Origin of the sequence: Fictibacillus sp. Mic-4, assembly GCF_049843615.1 — a bacterium.
GTDB lineage: Bacteria > Bacillota > Bacilli > Bacillales > Fictibacillaceae > Fictibacillus_A > Fictibacillus_A gelatini.
The window spans coordinates 73,707-91,077 of sequence record NZ_JBBHZM010000015.1; the positions used below are offsets into that span (position 1 = coordinate 73,707).

Sequence of the window (17,371 nt, forward strand, 5' to 3'; positions counted from 1 at the left end):
TTTTATTTTTATAAATGGCTTATCGCCTTGCTGACCATTCTGACAATCGTTTCTTTGTCTGCCGCCCCGGTTGCCCCAACTTTTGCCACGACCTCGCTCACAATCTCTTTTAGCAAATCTTCTTGATTAGTTGCCGGGCTCTTTGGTTCGGCGCTTGATTTGATTTCTATTTCTTTCGTTTCATAGGCCATTCGTTTTTTATTCAACAAATGGGTGACCGTTACATTATCAGAAGTAATATTTCCGCCAAAAGTTCCGCATCCAAGCGTCAGCGATGGCTTCAAACCTGTCGTAGCGCCAACGGCACCGAGCGCGGATGGTGTATTGACGAGCAATCTAGAAACTGGCATTTGTAGCGCGAATTTCCTTGCGATTTCTTCGTCGGTCGTATGGAGCGCCAGCGAATGCCCTCTTCCGCCCAATGCAAGCAGCCTGTCGCATACCGCCATTGCCTCGTTCCAATCCGAGACGGTATAAAAGCCAAACACCGGAGCTAATTTTTCAATGGAAAAAGGGACGCTCTTCGCGATGTTCGACTCAAAAGCGATTAAGAGCCGCGTGCCGTCCGGAACGTTTATATTGGCCATTTGAGCAATCACCCGGGCGGACTTTCCGACGATTTTCGGATTTAATTTTCCCGCAACAGGAGAGATGACTTTTTCCATCTTCTCTTTCTCATCATCGTTTAAAAAGTAAGCGCCCTCGTTTTTGAATTCCCGGATGACCATTTCTTTAATGGATTGATCAACGACAAGGGCTTGCTCAGATGCGCATATTGTGCCGTTATCGAACGTTTTGCTGGCGATGATGCGCTTTACCGCTTTTGCCACTTCTGCCGTTCGTTCGATATAGGCAGGAACGTTTCCCGGTCCGACTCCATAAGCGGGTTTTCCTGAACTATAAGCCGCCCTGACGAGCCCTCCTCCGCCGGTTGCAAGGATGACGTTCACATCGGGATGCTTCATCAGCTGCTGGGTTGCTTCCATTGTCGGGCTCGTAATCCAGCCAATCAATCCCGCGGGGGCGCCCGCTTTTTCAGCGGCCTCCCTGCAGATTTTGAGCGCCTCGACCGTACATTTTTTAGCGGAAGGATGCGGGCTGAAAACAATGGCGTTTCCCGCCTTGACAGCGATTAGCGTTTTATAAATGGCGGTTGAAGTTGGATTCGTCGTCGGGACGATCCCTGCCACGACTCCAAATGGGGCCGCCACCTCTACAATTTTCTTTTGCTTATCCTCATAAATGACGCCGACGGTCTTCTCATCTTTGATCGATTCATATACTTCTTTTGAGCCTACATGGTTTTTGATCACTTTATGCTCGACAACCCCGAGCCCCGTTTCTTCTACAGCGAGGCGCGCCAGCTCATATGATTTCTCATAGGCGGCGTCGGCTATCGCTTTGACGACGTTGTCCACTTGTTCTTGGGAAAATTTGCTGAACGCTAACTGGGCTTCCTTCGCCATTTGGACGGCATTTCTCATTTCCTGCAAGGTTTCGAGGTCTTTATCTATGTCTATCATCAGAATCACTCCTTCCCAAGTTGCTTAATAGAACGAAATCGGCTTTCTGGCGATTTCGATGATGCTGTCGCGAAATGCATCGGCCGCCGCCTTGCAGGCGGATTGGCTGCCGGTTAATAAAGCACCGCCAAAGTTTGTTTCTGAAGGCGGCCCGAAAAATGTCTGCATCGTCACATCGGCGGCTTTAAGCGCTGCATCAAGTCCATACATCGCTTCAAGCGGCGGGGCGATTAAATAAGCAAGAGGATCCCCGATTGGAATATTAGCGATCTTTGACAAATAACTTCCGGTCCTTGGCACAACATGGGCATATAAAGCATGAGTCCCCTCCTCATTTAATGATTCAAAGTAGGCATCGTGCTCAATGACCGTTTGGGCTGCTTCAATCCCACTGATCACTTCATCCGGGCTCGGCCCGGCAATGATCCCGATGAATTCTCCCGATAAAGGGCCTGAAGAATGGCTTGCCCCGGCATAAAAGGACTTGGCGTAAACGACTTCCACTTCTGATTGTTTTGTCGCTTCATCCAATGCGGTATATCCGACGTCATCGATGGTCGTCGTCAACATTCCAAGGCTTCTCTGGTTCGGCTTTAATTGAAATTGCTTATATAGCCCTTCATCAATATTGGGAATGATTCTTACAGCAAGGATTTCTGCTTTTATCGGCTCTAAAGACACTGTAATCTCCATCCTTTTAACGTTCTTTTTTCACAAGCGAAACCCCGCTTGCCTCGTATTTTAAAATTTTTTGAATAACACTCCCGAGATACGCCCCTGCTTCTACTGGAGGAATCCCTCCTTCATGGATGTTTGAGATGACCATCCGGTCCGCTTCAATCGTCCCTTTTCTCGGTTTATAGCAAAGATAGGCGCTGAGAGATTCGGCGCTAACAAGACCAGGTCTTTCGCCGATAAGAAGAACGGCCACTTCCGGCTCCAAGATCTCCCCGATTTCATCCATCACCGCGACCCGGCCATTTTTAATAAAAAATGGCGTTCCTTCTTTCAAACCGAGGCTGTTTAATGATTGCTGGAGCGATAAATAAACGTCTTCCACGTTTTTTTCGATCGCCTCTGAGCTTAGCCCGTCTGAAATGATGACTTGCACTTGCGGGGCCTTTACGCAAGTTTCTGAAATCTTTTTCTTTGCTTCTTCGGACAATTTTCTGCCAAGATCCGGACGGCGAATGTATTCTTCCTGGTTCTGCACCATTGTTTGCACCGAAAACCAGTTCATTTTTTCCAAAAGTTGTTCTGTCACTTCCCCGTAAACCGCGTCAACAGCCGCCGCGTGATCAAGCCGGAATTTAAGCAACGTTTTCGTCTTTGGCCGCACTCCTGCCCGGCCAATGCCTATCCTTGCAGGTGTCTTTTTGCAAGCGTCCAGCAGCTGCTCTTTTTCTTTTGGGTCATCAACGAACGTTTCGAACGCCGGCTCCTCTTCCGGGGTTTCTTTTTCCTCGCGATTCCTGGCGTACTTTGAAAAATCAGGCACTGTATTTAAGTTCCCGTGCAATTTCACCATTCCAGCCGTTTTTGCCGGAACTTGTTGGTCCGGTTTCTCTTTATCCTTTGAATGAAGCTCCTTGAGCACCATTTCCGTGATCTTCTCTACTAAACTGGCATCCATTGTTCAATCACCTCCTATCAAGAGAAAATCGTCAAATCGCCTGCAAGCTTTGTTAATTTGCCACTTTCCATAATCCCCATTTCCTCCAGCCACTCTTCAAATAACGGTGAAGGCTTGCGGCTCATTGTTTGGCGCAATGTTGCGACATCATGGTAGCTCATCGATTGATAATTGAGCATGCAATCATCGCCCATTGGCGTCGCAATGATAAAATTGACGCCAGCCGCCGTCAAAAGGACGCCTAAATCTTCCATGTCATTTTGGTCCGCCCGAATATGGTTCGTGTAACAAATATCCACTCCCATCGAAATGTCGTGCATCTTGCCCATAAAATGATCTTCAAGGCCAGCCCGGATGACTTGCTTGCTGTCATACAAATACTCGGGGCCGATAAAGCCGACAACAGTATTTAACATGTACGGATTATATCTTCTCGCAAATCCATAGTTTCTTGCTTCCAGTGTCACCTGGTCGATGCCATAGTGGGCTTCCGCCGAAAGCTCGGATCCTTGCCCGGTCTCGAAGTAAAGGCGGTGCGGGCCGGATGATGTTCCATATTTATTGATCATGTCATTCGCCTCATCAATAAGAGCGGCATCGATTCCAAATGATTTATTCGCTGCTTCCGTGCCTGCAATGCTCTGGAAAATCATATCCGCAGGCGCCCCTTGCTCAATTGCCTTCATTTGCGTCGTAACATGGGCGAGCACACAGTTTTGCGTTGGGATTTTCCACTTTTCGATAAAATCGTGAGTAGCGTGCAAAAGCCGCTTTACGCTTTCAACAGAATCGTCGACCGGATTAATGCCGACAACCGCATCTCCAATGCCGTAAGAAAGCCCTTCTTTTAATGAAGCGATCATCCCTTCTACGCTGTCGGTCGGGTGGTTCGGCTGCAATCTCGAGGCAAGCACTCCTTTTTGCCCGATTGGAATGTTGCAATGGGTGATCACTTCTAATTTATTAGCGGCATGGATAAGATCCAAATTGGACATTAATTTTGTCACAGCGGCGATCATTTCGCTGCTAAGCCCGCGGCTAATCCGCTTCAACTCATTTCCCGTTGTATCGTCACTCAAAATGTATTCTCTTAGTTCCGCCACCGTCCACCCTTTCATAGATGAATAGATCGGTTCATTGATAAGTCCATCGATGATTCGTGAAACTTCATCTTCTTCAGGTGAAAGGAGCGGGTAGTTGCGGATATCAGCGAGTGTAATATTGCTTAGCACTTGTTTAGCTGCAATTCTTTCCTGAACCGTTTCTGCGGCTATCCCTGCCAGCCGGTCGCCGGATTTCTCTTCATTTGCTTTTGCGAAAACTTCTTTTAAATCTTTAAATTGGTACACTTGACCAAGCAATTTTGTCGAAAGCTTCATGTCAATCACCTTTCTTATGAATGAAATGCAAGGGTCTTTACGACAACTGGAACGACCTCCGATTGCAACATATGACCGATATCTAAATAATCGCCGTTTTCAACCCGGATTTGATCGATGCAGATGATCTCCCTTCTGGACTTCAATGCTCCTAATGACTGCCCGAGGGCTTTCGCTATATCATTGGCCACGACAATGACCATCGGATGGTTATTTTGATACTGGCGCTCTAGCCCGTTTAAAAGCCAGCGGGCCAGGGCTTGAACTTCGCTAAATCGCAAAACATTCAATCCGGTCAAGTAAAGTGCGAAATTATTTCCTTCCTGCTGAGGGTCATACAAGTTAATTGCATGGTCAATGGCATTGTTGATTTTGCTTTCCCCATCTTTCATCCCTTCCATTCTCACATGATAGACCGGCAGATTTTTTATCGGAAGCTTTGAAGGGTGTACGTGGATGGTTGCCCCGCTTATTTCCGTTGTTTGCGTACCTGCGCCGAGAACGGTAGCCCTTACCGTTTCCGCCGGTTCGATCCACTGCCATTGCCTAAGCCGTTCGCTCGCTCTTAGCCGCTTAGCAAGACGGGTTCCAATGTCATCGTATATGGCCCGGCTTTCTTGATGTTCCAATCGGTATAAACATTCACTTACTCCGCCTGAAAACATGATCGCTTCCACTGTTTCTCCCCATTGTGGGGCGTGCCCTAATAAAAGAGGATTTTCCTCTACTCGTTTCTTTCCGAGCAAAACATCACACAATGAATCTGCCATAAAATCGAGTATAGGACCCAGCCTTTCATCATTTTTTGGCCCCCCTACTTCAAGCGATAACCCGAGCTTTTTCGCAACTTGCTTTACCGAAGGTGCAACATATGAGATTCTTTCATTTTGAAACTCTATCAATCTCCCGCCGATATGAAGAGTGCATGTTCCTAATAGATTCCCCCGCTTGTATATGGCAATGTTAGCCGTCCCGCCGCCAATGTCGATATTGGCAATCACTTTGCCAGTTTCTATTGAATAGTCATAAGCCCCGGAACCTTTCGCCGCAATGACTCCTTCTAAGTCAGGCCCGGCTGTAGCTACGAGAAAATCCCCCGCCTTATCCGAAAGAAAATGGATGATGTCGCCCGCATTTTCTTTCGTCGCGCTTTCACCTGTAATGATGACCGCTCCCGTCTTTACTTCTTCTGGGACAATGCCCGCTTTTTGATATTCTTGTTGAACCAATTTATAAACAGCATCGATATTGATAAGATGCTTCTCGCCGATGAGCGGAGTTTTAAAAATAGGGCTTTTGTAAATGACGTCTTTATCGATAATTTCAATCCGGGGGACATGGGACGATCCCGCTGTATTGGTAAGAGTGAACCGGCTGATCACCATCTTTGTCGTACTTGTTCCAATATCAATGCCTGCGCTGATCATCGTCTCCTTCTTAGATTCCCTTATCAATTGATCACCCCCATTTCTAGTTTCGCTAAAACGAGAAAAAGCCTAATAAAACAATCCATCTAAAGATTGCTTTATTAGGCTCCGTTGCCTGATTTATTCTTTTAGCAAGAAATCCTGGCGCTAAAGTCAAGTTGTTTATGCTTAATGACATAGTTGGCGACATCTTTCATGACCAACCGGTGGTTCATGCAATACGCCCGCAATTTTTTGTAGGCTTCTTCTTCCGTAAGATTGTATTGATCGATTAATATTCCTTTTGCCTTTTCAATAACTTTTCGATCTTCAATTTTTTGTTCCAGATTTTTAATGTTTCCTCTTAAATCATTCATTCTTTTTGTTTGCGCGAGAGCGATTTCCACAGCGGGAATCAGCTGTTTTTCCGTAATCGGCTTGACAAGGTAGCCGATGACGCCCGCGTTTTTGGATTGCTCGATGAATTCCGATTCGCTGTAGGCCGTCAGCAGCAAAATGGGGATATGATACGCTTTATCAATGATCTTTGATGCTTTTAGCCCATTCATTTTCGGCATTTTTACATCCATAATGATTAAGTCAGGTTGATTGAGAGCGGCAAGTTCAATGGCGAGTTCGCCGGTGTTGGCTTCCGCTACAACATCGTAGCCTGCTTCTGTCAGCATTTCTTTCAAATCCATGCGTAAAATGGATTCGTCATCTACGACCATGATTCTTGGTTTGCTCACGATTCTCCCTCCTCTTCTAAACAGAACTGCACCTTGGCTGTAGTTCCCCTGCCGCTATTCGGATAGATATCAAATGTTCCCGAAAGGTCAAATTGTGTCAGGTTCCTGACGATTTCAAGCCCTAATTGTTCTTTTTTATCATCAGGATTGAAGCCGACGCCATCATCTTTTACGCTAAGGGTAATCACTTCATTCTCTTTTTTCAGGCTGATGTCAATTTGCCCGCCATTGCCGTTTTTATAGCCATGTTTCACGCTATTTTGCAAGATTTCCGTGAAAATAAGGGCAAGCGAAACAGCTTGATTGGATTTTAATGTGATGGAGTCAAGAGCCATGACCATTTTAATCGGATTTTCTTCGAGCTCGGTATTGTAAATGAGCATCTTTGCAATTTTTTCGAGAATTTGCTTGATATCGACTTCTTCTATTCCGCTATATGATAAATATTCATGGACTGTTGCAATGCTCAATATCCGGTTGAGGCTTTCTTTATACAACGCCTTTGTCTCTTCCGGAACGCCTCTTCTCATTTGGAGACGAAGGAGGCTGGCAACAGTTTGCAAATTATTTTTTACTCGATGATGGATTTCTTTAATGACTGCCGACTTTACCACTAATTGGCGCTCCTTCTCACGCAGATCGGATATGTCCCTCAAATTGACTAGCAGCTTTCTCTCTGTTTCTTCCGATTGCAGGCCGATGATTCGCTTAATGTAAACTCTTCCACGATGGGTCACTTCCTGCTCGACAATTCCTTTTTGAAAATAGTCTTCTTTTTTGACAAACGGAAGTATTTCTTCAAGCCTCTTATTTTTGTAATTGAATGGTCCGCCTTCTTCATAATGCATTTGCAGTAAGCTGATCGCAAAATTATTTGCGTATAAAATTTCCCCATTTTCATTCAGCAAAAGAAGAGCTTCTTCGATGACATCGGGAATGGAGGGATCCCTTGATATCAAATCCCAAAATGTCCGGCTGAATTCCTCCGTCGTTTTTGATAAAAAAGCAATTTCCTTTTCATGTTTCACCTGAGTGGTAATATCTTTTTCAGAGATGAGCAATCCAATCGGTTTTCCCGAATGGTTTAGAATAGGCATTACATTCTGGTTGACGTGCACGCCTTCATGGGTCACCGCCCTGTTCACCATTTCAGGCTGGCCTGTCCGATAAGCTCTAAAAACGGCCGGTTCATATGTTTCGTAAATAAAGTTGCCGACGACAGGCTCCTTGTATAATCGCTTATCAGTAGTTGGAAAAGCTTCGGCTACGACTAGAGCCTTTTGGTTGTCTTTCACTATGCAATCAATAAACACATGAGATTGGGACAAGTCTGCAATGGTTTGCATCATCTTGCTTTTTTCAATAATTAGCCCGATTTCTTCATCGGCCAATGATGTATGCTGTTTGCAAAGTTCTTGAATTTCAAATGATTTGTCCATGCCGAAAGCCCCTTTTAACGCAGAAAGGCACCTTCAACACAGCACGAATCTACCGCTTGAAAGGCGCCTTTGCCTTATACGTATCCTTTTGTAATTTCAGAATACTTTATATTTTTATAAATGTAAAGGGTTTCATATAAATACCAATGTTTCATCATCACAATGACCGCTGTAGTATTGAAAAATTTCCTTCATGGAATTGCATGTTACGAGATTTGGAATGTGCCCGATTCCCTTTTTCGTGTAAGCTGAAGTGATGACAATTGGCCCTTTATTGATCGTTTGCTTGAGAAGCTTAATCGCCCTTGAGACATCGGCCCCTTCCTTGTCTTCTTTCGTAACGACTCCTATTGGCAATTTAGGGATGCCAGTAGCAAAACCCGGGGGAAAAATGGATTTAGCGGACGTCGCATCTTGCAAATAAATCGTATGGGTGACTTCAAGAGCTGTCGCCATAATGGATTTATAATATAAAGGGTTCTCTGCATACTCTCCCGGCGTATCGACGATCCAATCTAAAAATGTAAGGCTTTGCGTTTTTCTTGCTTCTCTTTCAATGCCTAACAGTGCATTCGTCAACGTAGATTTTCCGGCCCCGATAGCGCCTATAATCATGACGCGGTTCTTTTTTTCCATTTCTTCTCTCCTTATGATTTTGTAATCGTGGATGGCGTATAGCCAAGGTTTTCGGACAAAAACATATTGATTCGCTCCATAGCGAGCTCCACTTCGGATACACTTCCTACGATTACAAGACTTCCGGTAAACCGGTCTAAAAACCCTAACGACACACTCGCCGCTTTGGTGGCCAGATCGCCTGCAATAATGACCGTTTCGCTTGGCGTCAACGTCAAGATCCCGATCGCCCCCGACTCGATGATTCCAAGTTTATCAAACATGTCGGGATCAGGATTGGCAATAATATGGCTTAACGTCACTTGTTTTCCCGGCACAAACTCCTGAATAAAGCGCTTTTTTTCATCTGGCAATTTACAGTTCCTCCTTTTTCAACTCAGGTTCATACGAGTACGGAAAATAAAAATGGCAGTTTGGAAAATAAAATTAGTGTTTTGGAAAATAAAATCTGCAATTTAGAAAATAAATCCTGCAGTTTGGAAAATAAAATCTGCAATCTGGAAATAAATCCTGCTGTCTGGAAAATAAAATCTGCAATCCGGAAAACAAATCCTGCTGTCTGGAAAATAAAATCTGCATTTAGAAAATAACTCCTGCAGTTTGAAAATAACTTATTGATTTCAGACATTTTGAATCAGTTTTGGCCATAAACAGCATAAAAGGCCCCTGTTCATCTTGCGAACAGGGGCCTCATTGCCCGACGATTTTTTTCTTATTATATCATTGGTATAGTGAAGCGAACAATACAAGTTTTTATAAGGAACGTTCCGCCACTTTCACAAGCTGCTTCCCGAGGTTTTCCCCTTTAAAAAGGCCGAGAAACGCTTCAACTGTATTTTCGAAACCTTCGATGATGTTTTCTTTATATTTGATTTTTCCATCTTTTACCCATTTGGCGAGGTCGGCCATGCCTTCTTTAAACCGTTCCTGGTAATCAGAGACGATGAAGCCTTTCATAAGCGCACTATTGATCAAAAGCTGAGTCTGAATACGTGGCCCGACATCCGCTTTCTCTAAATTATAGAGAGAAATTTGGCCGCACAATGGAATTCTCGCTCCTTTATTGATAAGAGAAAGGACCGCATCCGAAATGGAGCCGCCAACATTGTCAAAATAAACGTCAACGCCATTCGGGCAAGCTTCCTGTAGCTTTTCTTTAATATTGTCAGCCGTTTTATAATTGATCGCTGCATCAAAGCCAAGTTCTTCCGTTAAATAGGCGATTTTTTCTTCTGATCCGGCAATGCCGACGACACGGGCTCCTTTAATTTTCGCAATTTGTCCAACGACCATTCCTACCGCACCGGCAGCTCCGGATACGACGACCGTTTCTCCTTCTTTCGGCTGCCCGATGTCAAGAAGGCCAAAGTAAGCGGTGAGCCCCGTCATTCCAAGCACGCCGAGGGCCGTTGTAATTGGCGCAAGATCGGGATCAATTTTCCCAATCCGGTCGGCACTTACGACAGAATATGTTTGCCAGCCGAGATTACCGAGCACGATATCGCCTTTTTTAAATTGGCCTGATTTTGATTCAACGACTTCACCGACGACGCCGCCCTGGACAACTTCATTTAGTTCATAAGGGGGAACGTATGATTTCCGGCCGCTCATTCTTCCGCGCATATACGGATCAACCGATAAATACAGCGTGCGAATTAATACTTCACCGTCAGCAGGCGCCTTTATATCTGTTTCGATGAATTTAAAATTTTCTATAGTTGGCGTGCCTTTTGGACGGCTTACAAGTAAAATTTGTTTGTTTTTCTCCATGGATATCTCCTCTTTCTTTTTATCTTTTTTAAAACTTTACTTTACATTCAAAGTGACTTCGATATTCCCGCGTGTTGCTTTGGAATACGGACAGACTTGATGTGCCGCTTCGACCAACTCCCTTGCCGTTTCACTCTGCACTCCTTTTACGCTCACATCTAGCTCCGCTTCTAATTGAAAGCCTCCGCCATCATCTTTGCCAATTGAAACATTCGCGGTGACTTCTGTTCCCTCTACTTTTACCTTCTTTTGACGGATGACAAAATTTAAGGCACTGTCAAAGCATGCGGCATACCCTGCGGCAAATAATTGTTCGGGATTGGTCGCTTTCCCGCCTGATCCGCCTAATTCTTTTGGCATCCTCACATCCAAATTGAGCACATCATCAGACGAAACTACCTTCCCGTTTCTTCCGCCTGTGGCAGTCACTGTTGCAGTATACATTTTTTCCATATGATTTCATCCTTTCGCATCTCAGGCCTTTTTGCTTCTGCAAACCTTTTGTAACAATGATTTAAACTCTTGAATGAGGTCTTTATACTCACTGGCTGACAATCCGCTTTTCTTGAACAACTCTTCCGGAATATCCGACGCTTGCTGTTTCAACTCCATCCCCTTTTCAGTAAGATGGATGAGCACTTTTCTTTCGTCTTCCGTTGAACGCTTCCGCTCAATGAACCCGGCAGCTTCCATCCGTTTTAATAGTGGCGTCAACGTTCCGGAGTCTAAATATAATTTCTCCCCGAGCTCTTTAACGGCAAGACCATTTTTCTCCCATAATACGAGCAGGACAAGATATTGTGGGTAGGTGATCCCGAGCGGTTCGAGCAACGGGCGGTATAAATTGATAATCTCTTTTGAACATGCATAAATTGCAAAACATAATTGATGATCGAGCTTTAGAGCTTCTTTGCTGCCTGAGAAAAGGCTGCTTTCATCATCTGCCATTGAATCATCTCCTTTTATTAATTTATATCAATTAAATTGTGCGCAATTCAATTGATGTCGATTATAATACATATTTTGTTGCAACGTCAAATTTTTATACTTTCTTCACTCTATTAGTCTATTGCTTTAAGCATTTGCCGATTTTCTAATAACCTGCTAGTCTTTAAGTGGACATCATTTATTAAGGAGCGTTTATCAACCAATGGCAATTTTAAAAAACGATTGGGCACCTTTATTGGAAGATGAATTTCATAAATCGTATTACTTGAACTTACGGCGATTTTTAATTGAGGAATATAAAACGAAAGAAATTTACCCTGACATGCATGACATTTTTAATGCCCTTCATTTCACTCCTTATGCTGATACGAAAGTGGTCATATTAGGGCAAGATCCATACCACGGACCGGGGCAGGCGCATGGCTTGAGCTTCTCCGTCAAGCCCGGGGTAAAGCCACCGCCTTCGTTGCAAAATATTTTCAAGGAATTGCACGATGACCTCGGCTGCTCTATCCCTAACCACGGCTGTCTCATTCCATGGGCGAAGCAAGGGGTTCTTCTTTTAAACACGGTCTTGACGGTGCAAAAAAGCAATCCGAATTCACATAAGGGGAAAAATTGGGAAGTCTTCACAAACCGGATCATCTCCATATTAAACGATAGGGAAAAACCGGTTGTATTCATTCTTTGGGGAAAACATGCCCAGGAAAAAATGGAGCTGATCGACACGAAGAAGCACCCTATTATCCGTTCCCCTCACCCGAGCCCGTTTTCCGCACACCGCGGATTTTTCGGCAGCCGTCCATTCTCAAGGGCGAATCAATTTTTAAAAGAAATCGGCAGCACCGAAATCGACTGGCAGCTGCCGGATATATGATGAAACTCAAAAAAGGCTACAAGCTATGTTGCTTGCAGCCTTTTTTACCTTTTATTTCACCTTTAATTTATCGGCCTGCATGTAGCGATATACAGGTATTTCATCACCGATGTCGACAGGCAGATAATTGAACGTTACGTAACTGTCGACCGATTCCGGCTCAAGGGCGAGCGAAATCATATTGGCCTCTGGTTGTGCCATGCTGAATACGTAGCTTCCTTTCGGGAAAAGAACGTTTTTCGTTGTGACATTCGTTTTGACGCTCGTTAAATAGTGGCCTTCATAATATTCAGTATCCACTGTTTTATCAGTCACGGTAAAGGCTTCGACAGGCACTTCCGTATCTTTCCGGAGCTTTTGCACTTTCACCCCATAGATCTTGAGCTTTTCCGCAATCTGATGGTAAGCCGGTGGGATAATGTAGGCGGTAGGACGTTCCCGCTCTAGTACCGGTCTGGCATTGGTCGCGCTGAAATACTCTACCTTCACTTTCGTTTTTTCCCCTTTTGCGATATCGACTACATCAAGGGTTTGATTTTCTAGAGGCGTATTTTCACTCGTTACGACAATCGGATCATCATCATTGACAGTTTTTCCTTTTTGGACAATATCGGCACGTGCCTTATCGACAACCGCTTTCACTTGATTCGCATGGTTAGCAACATAGGTCAGAATATCCGTATGTGTTGCAACCTGACTGGCGACACGCCTTGCAAAGCTTTCACGCCCGATACCGATGCCACGGGTTTCAACTAAATATGAAATGCTCGGATTAAGCCCCATAGAATTCCTTCCAATTCGCGGTTCGGTGCTGCCCTCTGTCACTTCTAATTGATCGCCCTTCTTTTCAACCGTATAATAATCCTCAACCGAAAAATGGTCATTTCTCAGATCTTTTTTTACTTTATTTAGCAGGCTATCGGAGGTTGTCCTTACGTATTTCGGAATGTTGAGGTTTTTTGCTGACAGAACGAGCAGGTCATAGGAACTGAGCCCGCCTTCCTTTCCAATCCCTGAAAAAGCTGAGCTTTTAACTGTATATTCATGCGCATCGATCACTACTTCGGGATCATACTTTGCTTTTGCCTGCTGAATGGCTTGCACTTCAGGAAGCTCGAATTTCATCTGGTCGCGGTTTCCATCCATTCCATTTGCCATATACCGTACGAATTTATACGATCCGTCCGGGTTAACGCGGGGGACGATGATGACATTGATGTGATTTAATAAGTCTTTCCCGAGTTTTTGGTGAGCAAGCTTTTCCGCCATGACGAGGGTCGACTCCCCTCCGGCCGGCTCATTCCCATGGATTTGTCCCTGGAGCCAGACCGTCGGTTTCTTCTTTAGATTTTTTCCCTTGCTGAACAAAATCAGCGGGATTTCCCTTCCTTCAAGCGAACGTCCAATGATTTTAACGGACATATACGGGTTTTTCCGCTCCAATTTTTTTATGAAAGCAATCATTTCTTCCTGGGATGTAAAATTGGATTTTCCAGGTGCAAAACCGGGTGTATCAAATGATACCTTTGGATCAGGAAACAAATTCAGCACTTGCTCCGGCTGCTTGTACGTTTGCCCAAAATACGGAGTAAAATCAGCCCGGCCTATGTTGGGGAGAGAGAAGAATCCGAGGCAAAAGACAAGCAAAGATAAATATACGAGCCTTCTTTTCGACATGAACCCACGATCCTTTCTTTATCATTTTTTAAAGGATTATAGACTATTTTCAGAATAATTTGTATACTACGTCGAAAAAATGAGGAAAATGACATGCGTTTAGTTTTTCAAAACCATGACTTTTTACACGACTTTTTTAGTTTTCCTACAATCTACCTAAGCGTTATGAAATAAGCCTTGTATCTCATTAACAATTTTTTCTTTAATTCCAATATCCAAAAGTGCTTTCTGCCAAACTTCCGATGTATTTAGAATTTAAAAATCATTTCAATTTGCTTAAACAATTTTCGAGAATTTCAACATAATCATCATAATCTTCCTTGTATAACCAATCAAGATTTTCAAGATTTATCTGAATATCACGTTTTAAATTAGAAGCGATCTATAAGTATCAGAGTATATCCAGTGGTGTTTAATATTATACAACCCAAATCTAACAGTTATTGTTTTTCATTCAAATAGACAGTTAAAAATACTGACTTCATCTTCATCCTCATATAATTCCAATGAAATGTTGGGGATCTTTATTTCCAATATCTCTTTGTCTAAAATTTGAATTCCTTCTCTATTTAAAAGTTTTAAAATCTCTTGTTTTGCTGATACCAATGTTTTGTTTGATGAATTCCCCAGTTCCTTCATTTTAATTTCCCCATTGATATATTCATATCTAAAAGGAATAATTGAACTATAAGGAGCTATCACTGAAATATAGATAGCTAAACCCTCTACATAACTGCGTTGTTTAACATACTCTTTAAAATCATCTGTCCAAAGTTTTATTTCTGATTCAAATTCTCGAAATAAAAATGTTGTAAAACACCTTGAATAATTAAAATCCGTTAAATTTTCAATTAAATATGGGCCATTTAAATGGCTACTAATTTTTTTAAACCATATATCAGTATCTACATAATTTAATAAAACATGTCCAAAATCAGCGTTATGAAATAAGTTTTGTATCTCATTAACAATTTTTTCTTTCATTTTAACCTCCAGATTATCTTTTAACAGGATATCCATGAATATACCCTTTTTTGTCCATATGGACTTTTACCTTAGTTTCTCCATTTGGTCCTATAGGCTTTTGAAAGTCAAATTTTTTAACACTTCCGTCTGGTTTCACTATTTCACCCTTTTGCCAAGCTAATTGAGTTAACTCTACTCCATTTGTACCTTCCGGCCAAGAAGATTTACTTTGAATATGATTTGGGTGGCCTAAAACATGTTTACCTTGTTTTCCAGCATCTACATTTGGTGCATCAGGCACCCTACCATTTACAATTCCTTGACCAGGTAATTTTTCATTTTTACCAATTACCTTTATTTTACTTACACTATTGCTATTATTTTTATGAGTATTATGATTCACATCACGCACATCCGGACCATTCGAAAATCTTCGCCATAATTCTTCTTGTGACAAAAACTCGTTGGCCGGAACATGTAATCCTTCTGGTGTGATCATAATCGTTTTCGGAGCCGTGCGAATCCTTTTCACTCTTTGCACAAACTCCACCGATTTATCTTTGGCCGCTTTCAGTTTCCCTAATGCCTTCAGTCGACTAACCCTGGTTATGTCGCTTGCTTTTACTGCCAATTTAAATTCCCCGTATGGAATGACGATTTGAGCGGCGACATTCCCGACATATTCCGCCCGGCTAAAAGCGTCTCCGTTTACAATATCTCGTTTCCATGAAGCATAGATCGCAGCTCCCGCATATATAGCGGTCTCCATGCGGTGCTGATCGGCATAATCAATCGCTTCCAGCGTTTTTGTACTAACCACCGCACTTAAAAAGACCTTGATCGGCATAATCCTCAAGGTCTCAAACTTGGTTATTGGCTATCTTTTTTTACTTCTTCATACCACTGGTCAAAAATATCATCTGGTAAGAGTTCATCATCATTTGAATAAATCAAATCATATCTATAATGACCTTTTAAGCTGTTTTGTTTCACATTATAGTGTAATTTGATTTCTGTTGGCATTTCTCTTCCAAATTCTATACACTTTTTATGGATTTCCTCCAAATTTTTGATTCCAATATCCAAAACTGCCTCCTGTCGAACTTCCGATGTGTCATAAAACTTTTCATTCCCAACTGCATCATTAACATTATTTTTAAGAACGACTTTTCCATTAATTTTATAAAAAACGTCAAACGCATACATTTCAGGTTCATATGAGCAATAAATATATATATCATCAGCCTGATTTTCTACATATTCTAAGCAAATAGCAACTATATCCGCTTGTAATTCAGTTAAATAATCTTCAAATACTTTCTGCAGATTTGCTCCCCCTATTTTCAAGGACTCTTGTGTATCAATAGTTCAATTTCAAAATCATTTAAATTTATTTAAAAAGTTTTTAAGAGTAGTAACATAATCATCATAATCTTCCTTGCATAACCAATCAAGATTTTCAAGATCTTCATAAATATCAAGTAACGTCCGTTTTAAATTAGATGCATTTGAATTGTTTATATCAACGGAAGATAGTATTTCTAGTAATTGACCATCATATAATTCTCCAGCCAAAGGATCTTTTTCTAAAAACTCAATTGCTTTTTTTATAGCCAAATCAGTAAATATATTCTGTCGGATCATTTTTGAAACATCATTAATATCAATTTCCTCTGCTCTTTTATTTAATAAGTTTTGATACCAGCTATCGAGTGAATATACTGTTTCTTTTTCAAAAGTAGTTATATTATAAATTTCCCTGATTGTTTTGTCCTTGTTACACATTATTCTATACCTCCGTACGGTTCAAATAAATCTTCTATCTTTCGAATATTCTTTTTCACCTTTTTTAGTGCTTCATTTAGTTCTATTTTTATTTCGTCTGAAAGATTTGGATTTTTTAATGAACCTTCAAGCCCTCTTTCGATTTTTTTTAAGCCTTTATATGAATCTTTCATTTCTTGCAAGTGGTTCCAATAGCCTCCACCTGGTTTAGGCACAGGATTCCCCTGTAAATCTCTTAAAGTACCTGAAAAATCTTTTTCAGTAAGATGATTATCTATAATATTGTCTAAAGTTTCTAAACTTCTCTTCTGAGCCCGTGATAACTCATTCACAATTTTCCCAGTAACCTTAGTCCCATCCCCACGAATACGATGATTCACATCAGGCGCATCCGGACCGTTCGCAAACCTTTGCCATATTTCTTCTTGTGACAAAAACTCGTTGGACGGAACATGTAATCCATCCGGTGTTGTCATAATCGTTTTCGGAGCCGTGCGAATCCTTTGCACTCTTTGCACAAATTCCACTGACTTATCCCTGGCAGCTTTAAGTTTTCCTAATGCCTTTAACCTGCCTACTTTGC

At 42.4% G+C, this 17,371-nt stretch carries 19 protein-coding genes; 1 reads left to right on the forward strand and 18 read right to left on the reverse strand.

Features of this window, described 5'->3' with window-relative positions; translation table 11 throughout:
- Positions 1 to 8: 8 nt before the first annotated feature.
- From WD019_RS11635 to WD019_RS11690, 12 genes are all read right to left on the reverse strand, one after another.
- A complete protein-coding gene (locus tag WD019_RS11635; protein ID WP_051291477.1) occupies positions 9 to 1,523 on the reverse strand; it encodes an acetaldehyde dehydrogenase (acetylating) in 1,515 nt (504 codons plus the stop codon).
- 24 nt (positions 1,524 to 1,547) lie between these two features.
- Positions 1,548 to 2,216 carry an ethanolamine utilization microcompartment protein EutL gene (gene eutL / locus WD019_RS11640; protein WP_211235570.1) on the reverse strand — a complete coding sequence of 223 codons (669 nt, stop codon included), beginning with the start codon at positions 2,214 to 2,216 and terminating at the stop codon, positions 1,548 to 1,550.
- Positions 2,217 to 2,220: 4 nt separating this feature from the next.
- Positions 2,221 to 3,156, reverse strand: coding sequence for an ethanolamine ammonia-lyase subunit EutC (eutC, locus tag WD019_RS11645; RefSeq protein ID WP_425711589.1), 936 nt, complete (start codon positions 3,154 to 3,156; stop codon positions 2,221 to 2,223).
- Between the two features lie 17 nt (positions 3,157 to 3,173).
- The gene (locus WD019_RS11650; RefSeq protein ID WP_425711590.1) at positions 3,174 to 4,535 is read right to left on the reverse strand and encodes an ethanolamine ammonia-lyase subunit EutB; all 1,362 of its coding nucleotides are present in this window, start codon (positions 4,533 to 4,535) and stop codon (positions 3,174 to 3,176) included.
- A 14-nt stretch (positions 4,536 to 4,549) separates the two neighbouring features.
- Complete coding sequence (locus WD019_RS11655; RefSeq protein WP_425711607.1) at positions 4,550 to 5,962, reverse strand: ethanolamine ammonia-lyase reactivating factor EutA; 1,413 nt, start codon at positions 5,960 to 5,962, stop codon at positions 4,550 to 4,552.
- A gap of 128 nt (positions 5,963 to 6,090) precedes the next feature.
- Positions 6,091 to 6,690 carry an ANTAR domain-containing response regulator gene (locus tag WD019_RS11660; RefSeq protein ID WP_026678003.1) on the reverse strand — a complete coding sequence of 200 codons (600 nt, stop codon included), beginning with the start codon at positions 6,688 to 6,690 and terminating at the stop codon, positions 6,091 to 6,093.
- On the reverse strand, positions 6,687 to 8,129 hold the full coding sequence (locus tag WD019_RS11665) for a sensor histidine kinase (RefSeq protein WP_026678004.1): 1,443 nt from the start codon (positions 8,127 to 8,129) through the stop codon (positions 6,687 to 6,689). The genes WD019_RS11660 and WD019_RS11665 overlap by 4 nt, the downstream gene beginning before the upstream one ends.
- A 132-nt stretch (positions 8,130 to 8,261) precedes the next feature.
- On the reverse strand, positions 8,262 to 8,765 hold the full coding sequence (locus WD019_RS11670) for a EutP/PduV family microcompartment system protein (RefSeq protein ID WP_425711591.1): 504 nt from the start codon (positions 8,763 to 8,765) through the stop codon (positions 8,262 to 8,264).
- Positions 8,766 to 8,776: 11 nt separating this feature from the next.
- Positions 8,777 to 9,118: an ethanolamine utilization microcompartment protein EutS gene (eutS, locus tag WD019_RS11675; RefSeq protein WP_026678006.1), complete on the reverse strand. Its 342-nt coding sequence runs from the start codon at positions 9,116 to 9,118 to the stop codon at positions 8,777 to 8,779.
- A gap of 400 nt (positions 9,119 to 9,518) precedes the next feature.
- On the reverse strand, positions 9,519 to 10,535 hold the full coding sequence (locus tag WD019_RS11680; RefSeq protein ID WP_425711592.1) for an NADP-dependent oxidoreductase: 1,017 nt from the start codon (positions 10,533 to 10,535) through the stop codon (positions 9,519 to 9,521).
- 36 nt (positions 10,536 to 10,571) lie between these two features.
- On the reverse strand, positions 10,572 to 10,988 hold the full coding sequence (locus tag WD019_RS11685; RefSeq protein ID WP_425711593.1) for an organic hydroperoxide resistance protein: 417 nt from the start codon (positions 10,986 to 10,988) through the stop codon (positions 10,572 to 10,574).
- Positions 10,989 to 11,009: 21 nt separating this feature from the next.
- Positions 11,010 to 11,483, reverse strand: a complete 474-nt coding sequence (locus WD019_RS11690) for a MarR family winged helix-turn-helix transcriptional regulator (protein WP_425711594.1) — start codon at positions 11,481 to 11,483, stop codon at positions 11,010 to 11,012.
- 202 nt (positions 11,484 to 11,685) lie between these two features.
- Between WD019_RS11690 and WD019_RS11695 the strand changes: the two genes are divergently transcribed.
- On the forward strand, positions 11,686 to 12,360 hold the full coding sequence (locus WD019_RS11695; protein ID WP_425711595.1) for a uracil-DNA glycosylase: 675 nt from the start codon (positions 11,686 to 11,688) through the stop codon (positions 12,358 to 12,360).
- A gap of 51 nt (positions 12,361 to 12,411) precedes the next feature.
- On the opposite strand, the gene WD019_RS11700 is transcribed toward WD019_RS11695, so the two are convergent.
- From WD019_RS11700 to WD019_RS11725, 6 genes are all read right to left on the reverse strand, one after another.
- On the reverse strand, positions 12,412 to 14,037 hold the full coding sequence (locus tag WD019_RS11700) for a M14 family metallopeptidase (protein WP_425711596.1): 1,626 nt from the start codon (positions 14,035 to 14,037) through the stop codon (positions 12,412 to 12,414).
- A gap of 450 nt (positions 14,038 to 14,487) precedes the next feature.
- Positions 14,488 to 15,021 (reverse strand): hypothetical protein, encoded by a 534-nt coding sequence (locus tag WD019_RS11705; protein WP_425711597.1) that lies wholly within the window; start codon positions 15,019 to 15,021, stop codon positions 14,488 to 14,490.
- Between the two features lie 13 nt (positions 15,022 to 15,034).
- On the reverse strand, positions 15,035 to 15,850 hold the full coding sequence (locus WD019_RS11710; protein WP_425711598.1) for a hypothetical protein: 816 nt from the start codon (positions 15,848 to 15,850) through the stop codon (positions 15,035 to 15,037).
- Between the two features lie 23 nt (positions 15,851 to 15,873).
- Entirely contained in the window at positions 15,874 to 16,329 is a 456-nt protein-coding gene (locus WD019_RS11715) for a DUF600 domain-containing protein (RefSeq protein WP_425711608.1), read from the reverse strand.
- Positions 16,330 to 16,383: 54 nt separating this feature from the next.
- The gene (locus WD019_RS11720; RefSeq protein WP_035351524.1) at positions 16,384 to 16,788 is read right to left on the reverse strand and encodes a contact-dependent growth inhibition system immunity protein; all 405 of its coding nucleotides are present in this window, start codon (positions 16,786 to 16,788) and stop codon (positions 16,384 to 16,386) included.
- Positions 16,788 to 17,315, reverse strand: coding sequence for a polymorphic toxin type 28 domain-containing protein (locus WD019_RS11725; RefSeq protein WP_425711599.1), 528 nt, complete (start codon positions 17,313 to 17,315; stop codon positions 16,788 to 16,790). The genes WD019_RS11720 and WD019_RS11725 overlap by 1 nt, the downstream gene beginning before the upstream one ends.
- Positions 17,316 to 17,371: the final 56 nt, after the last annotated feature.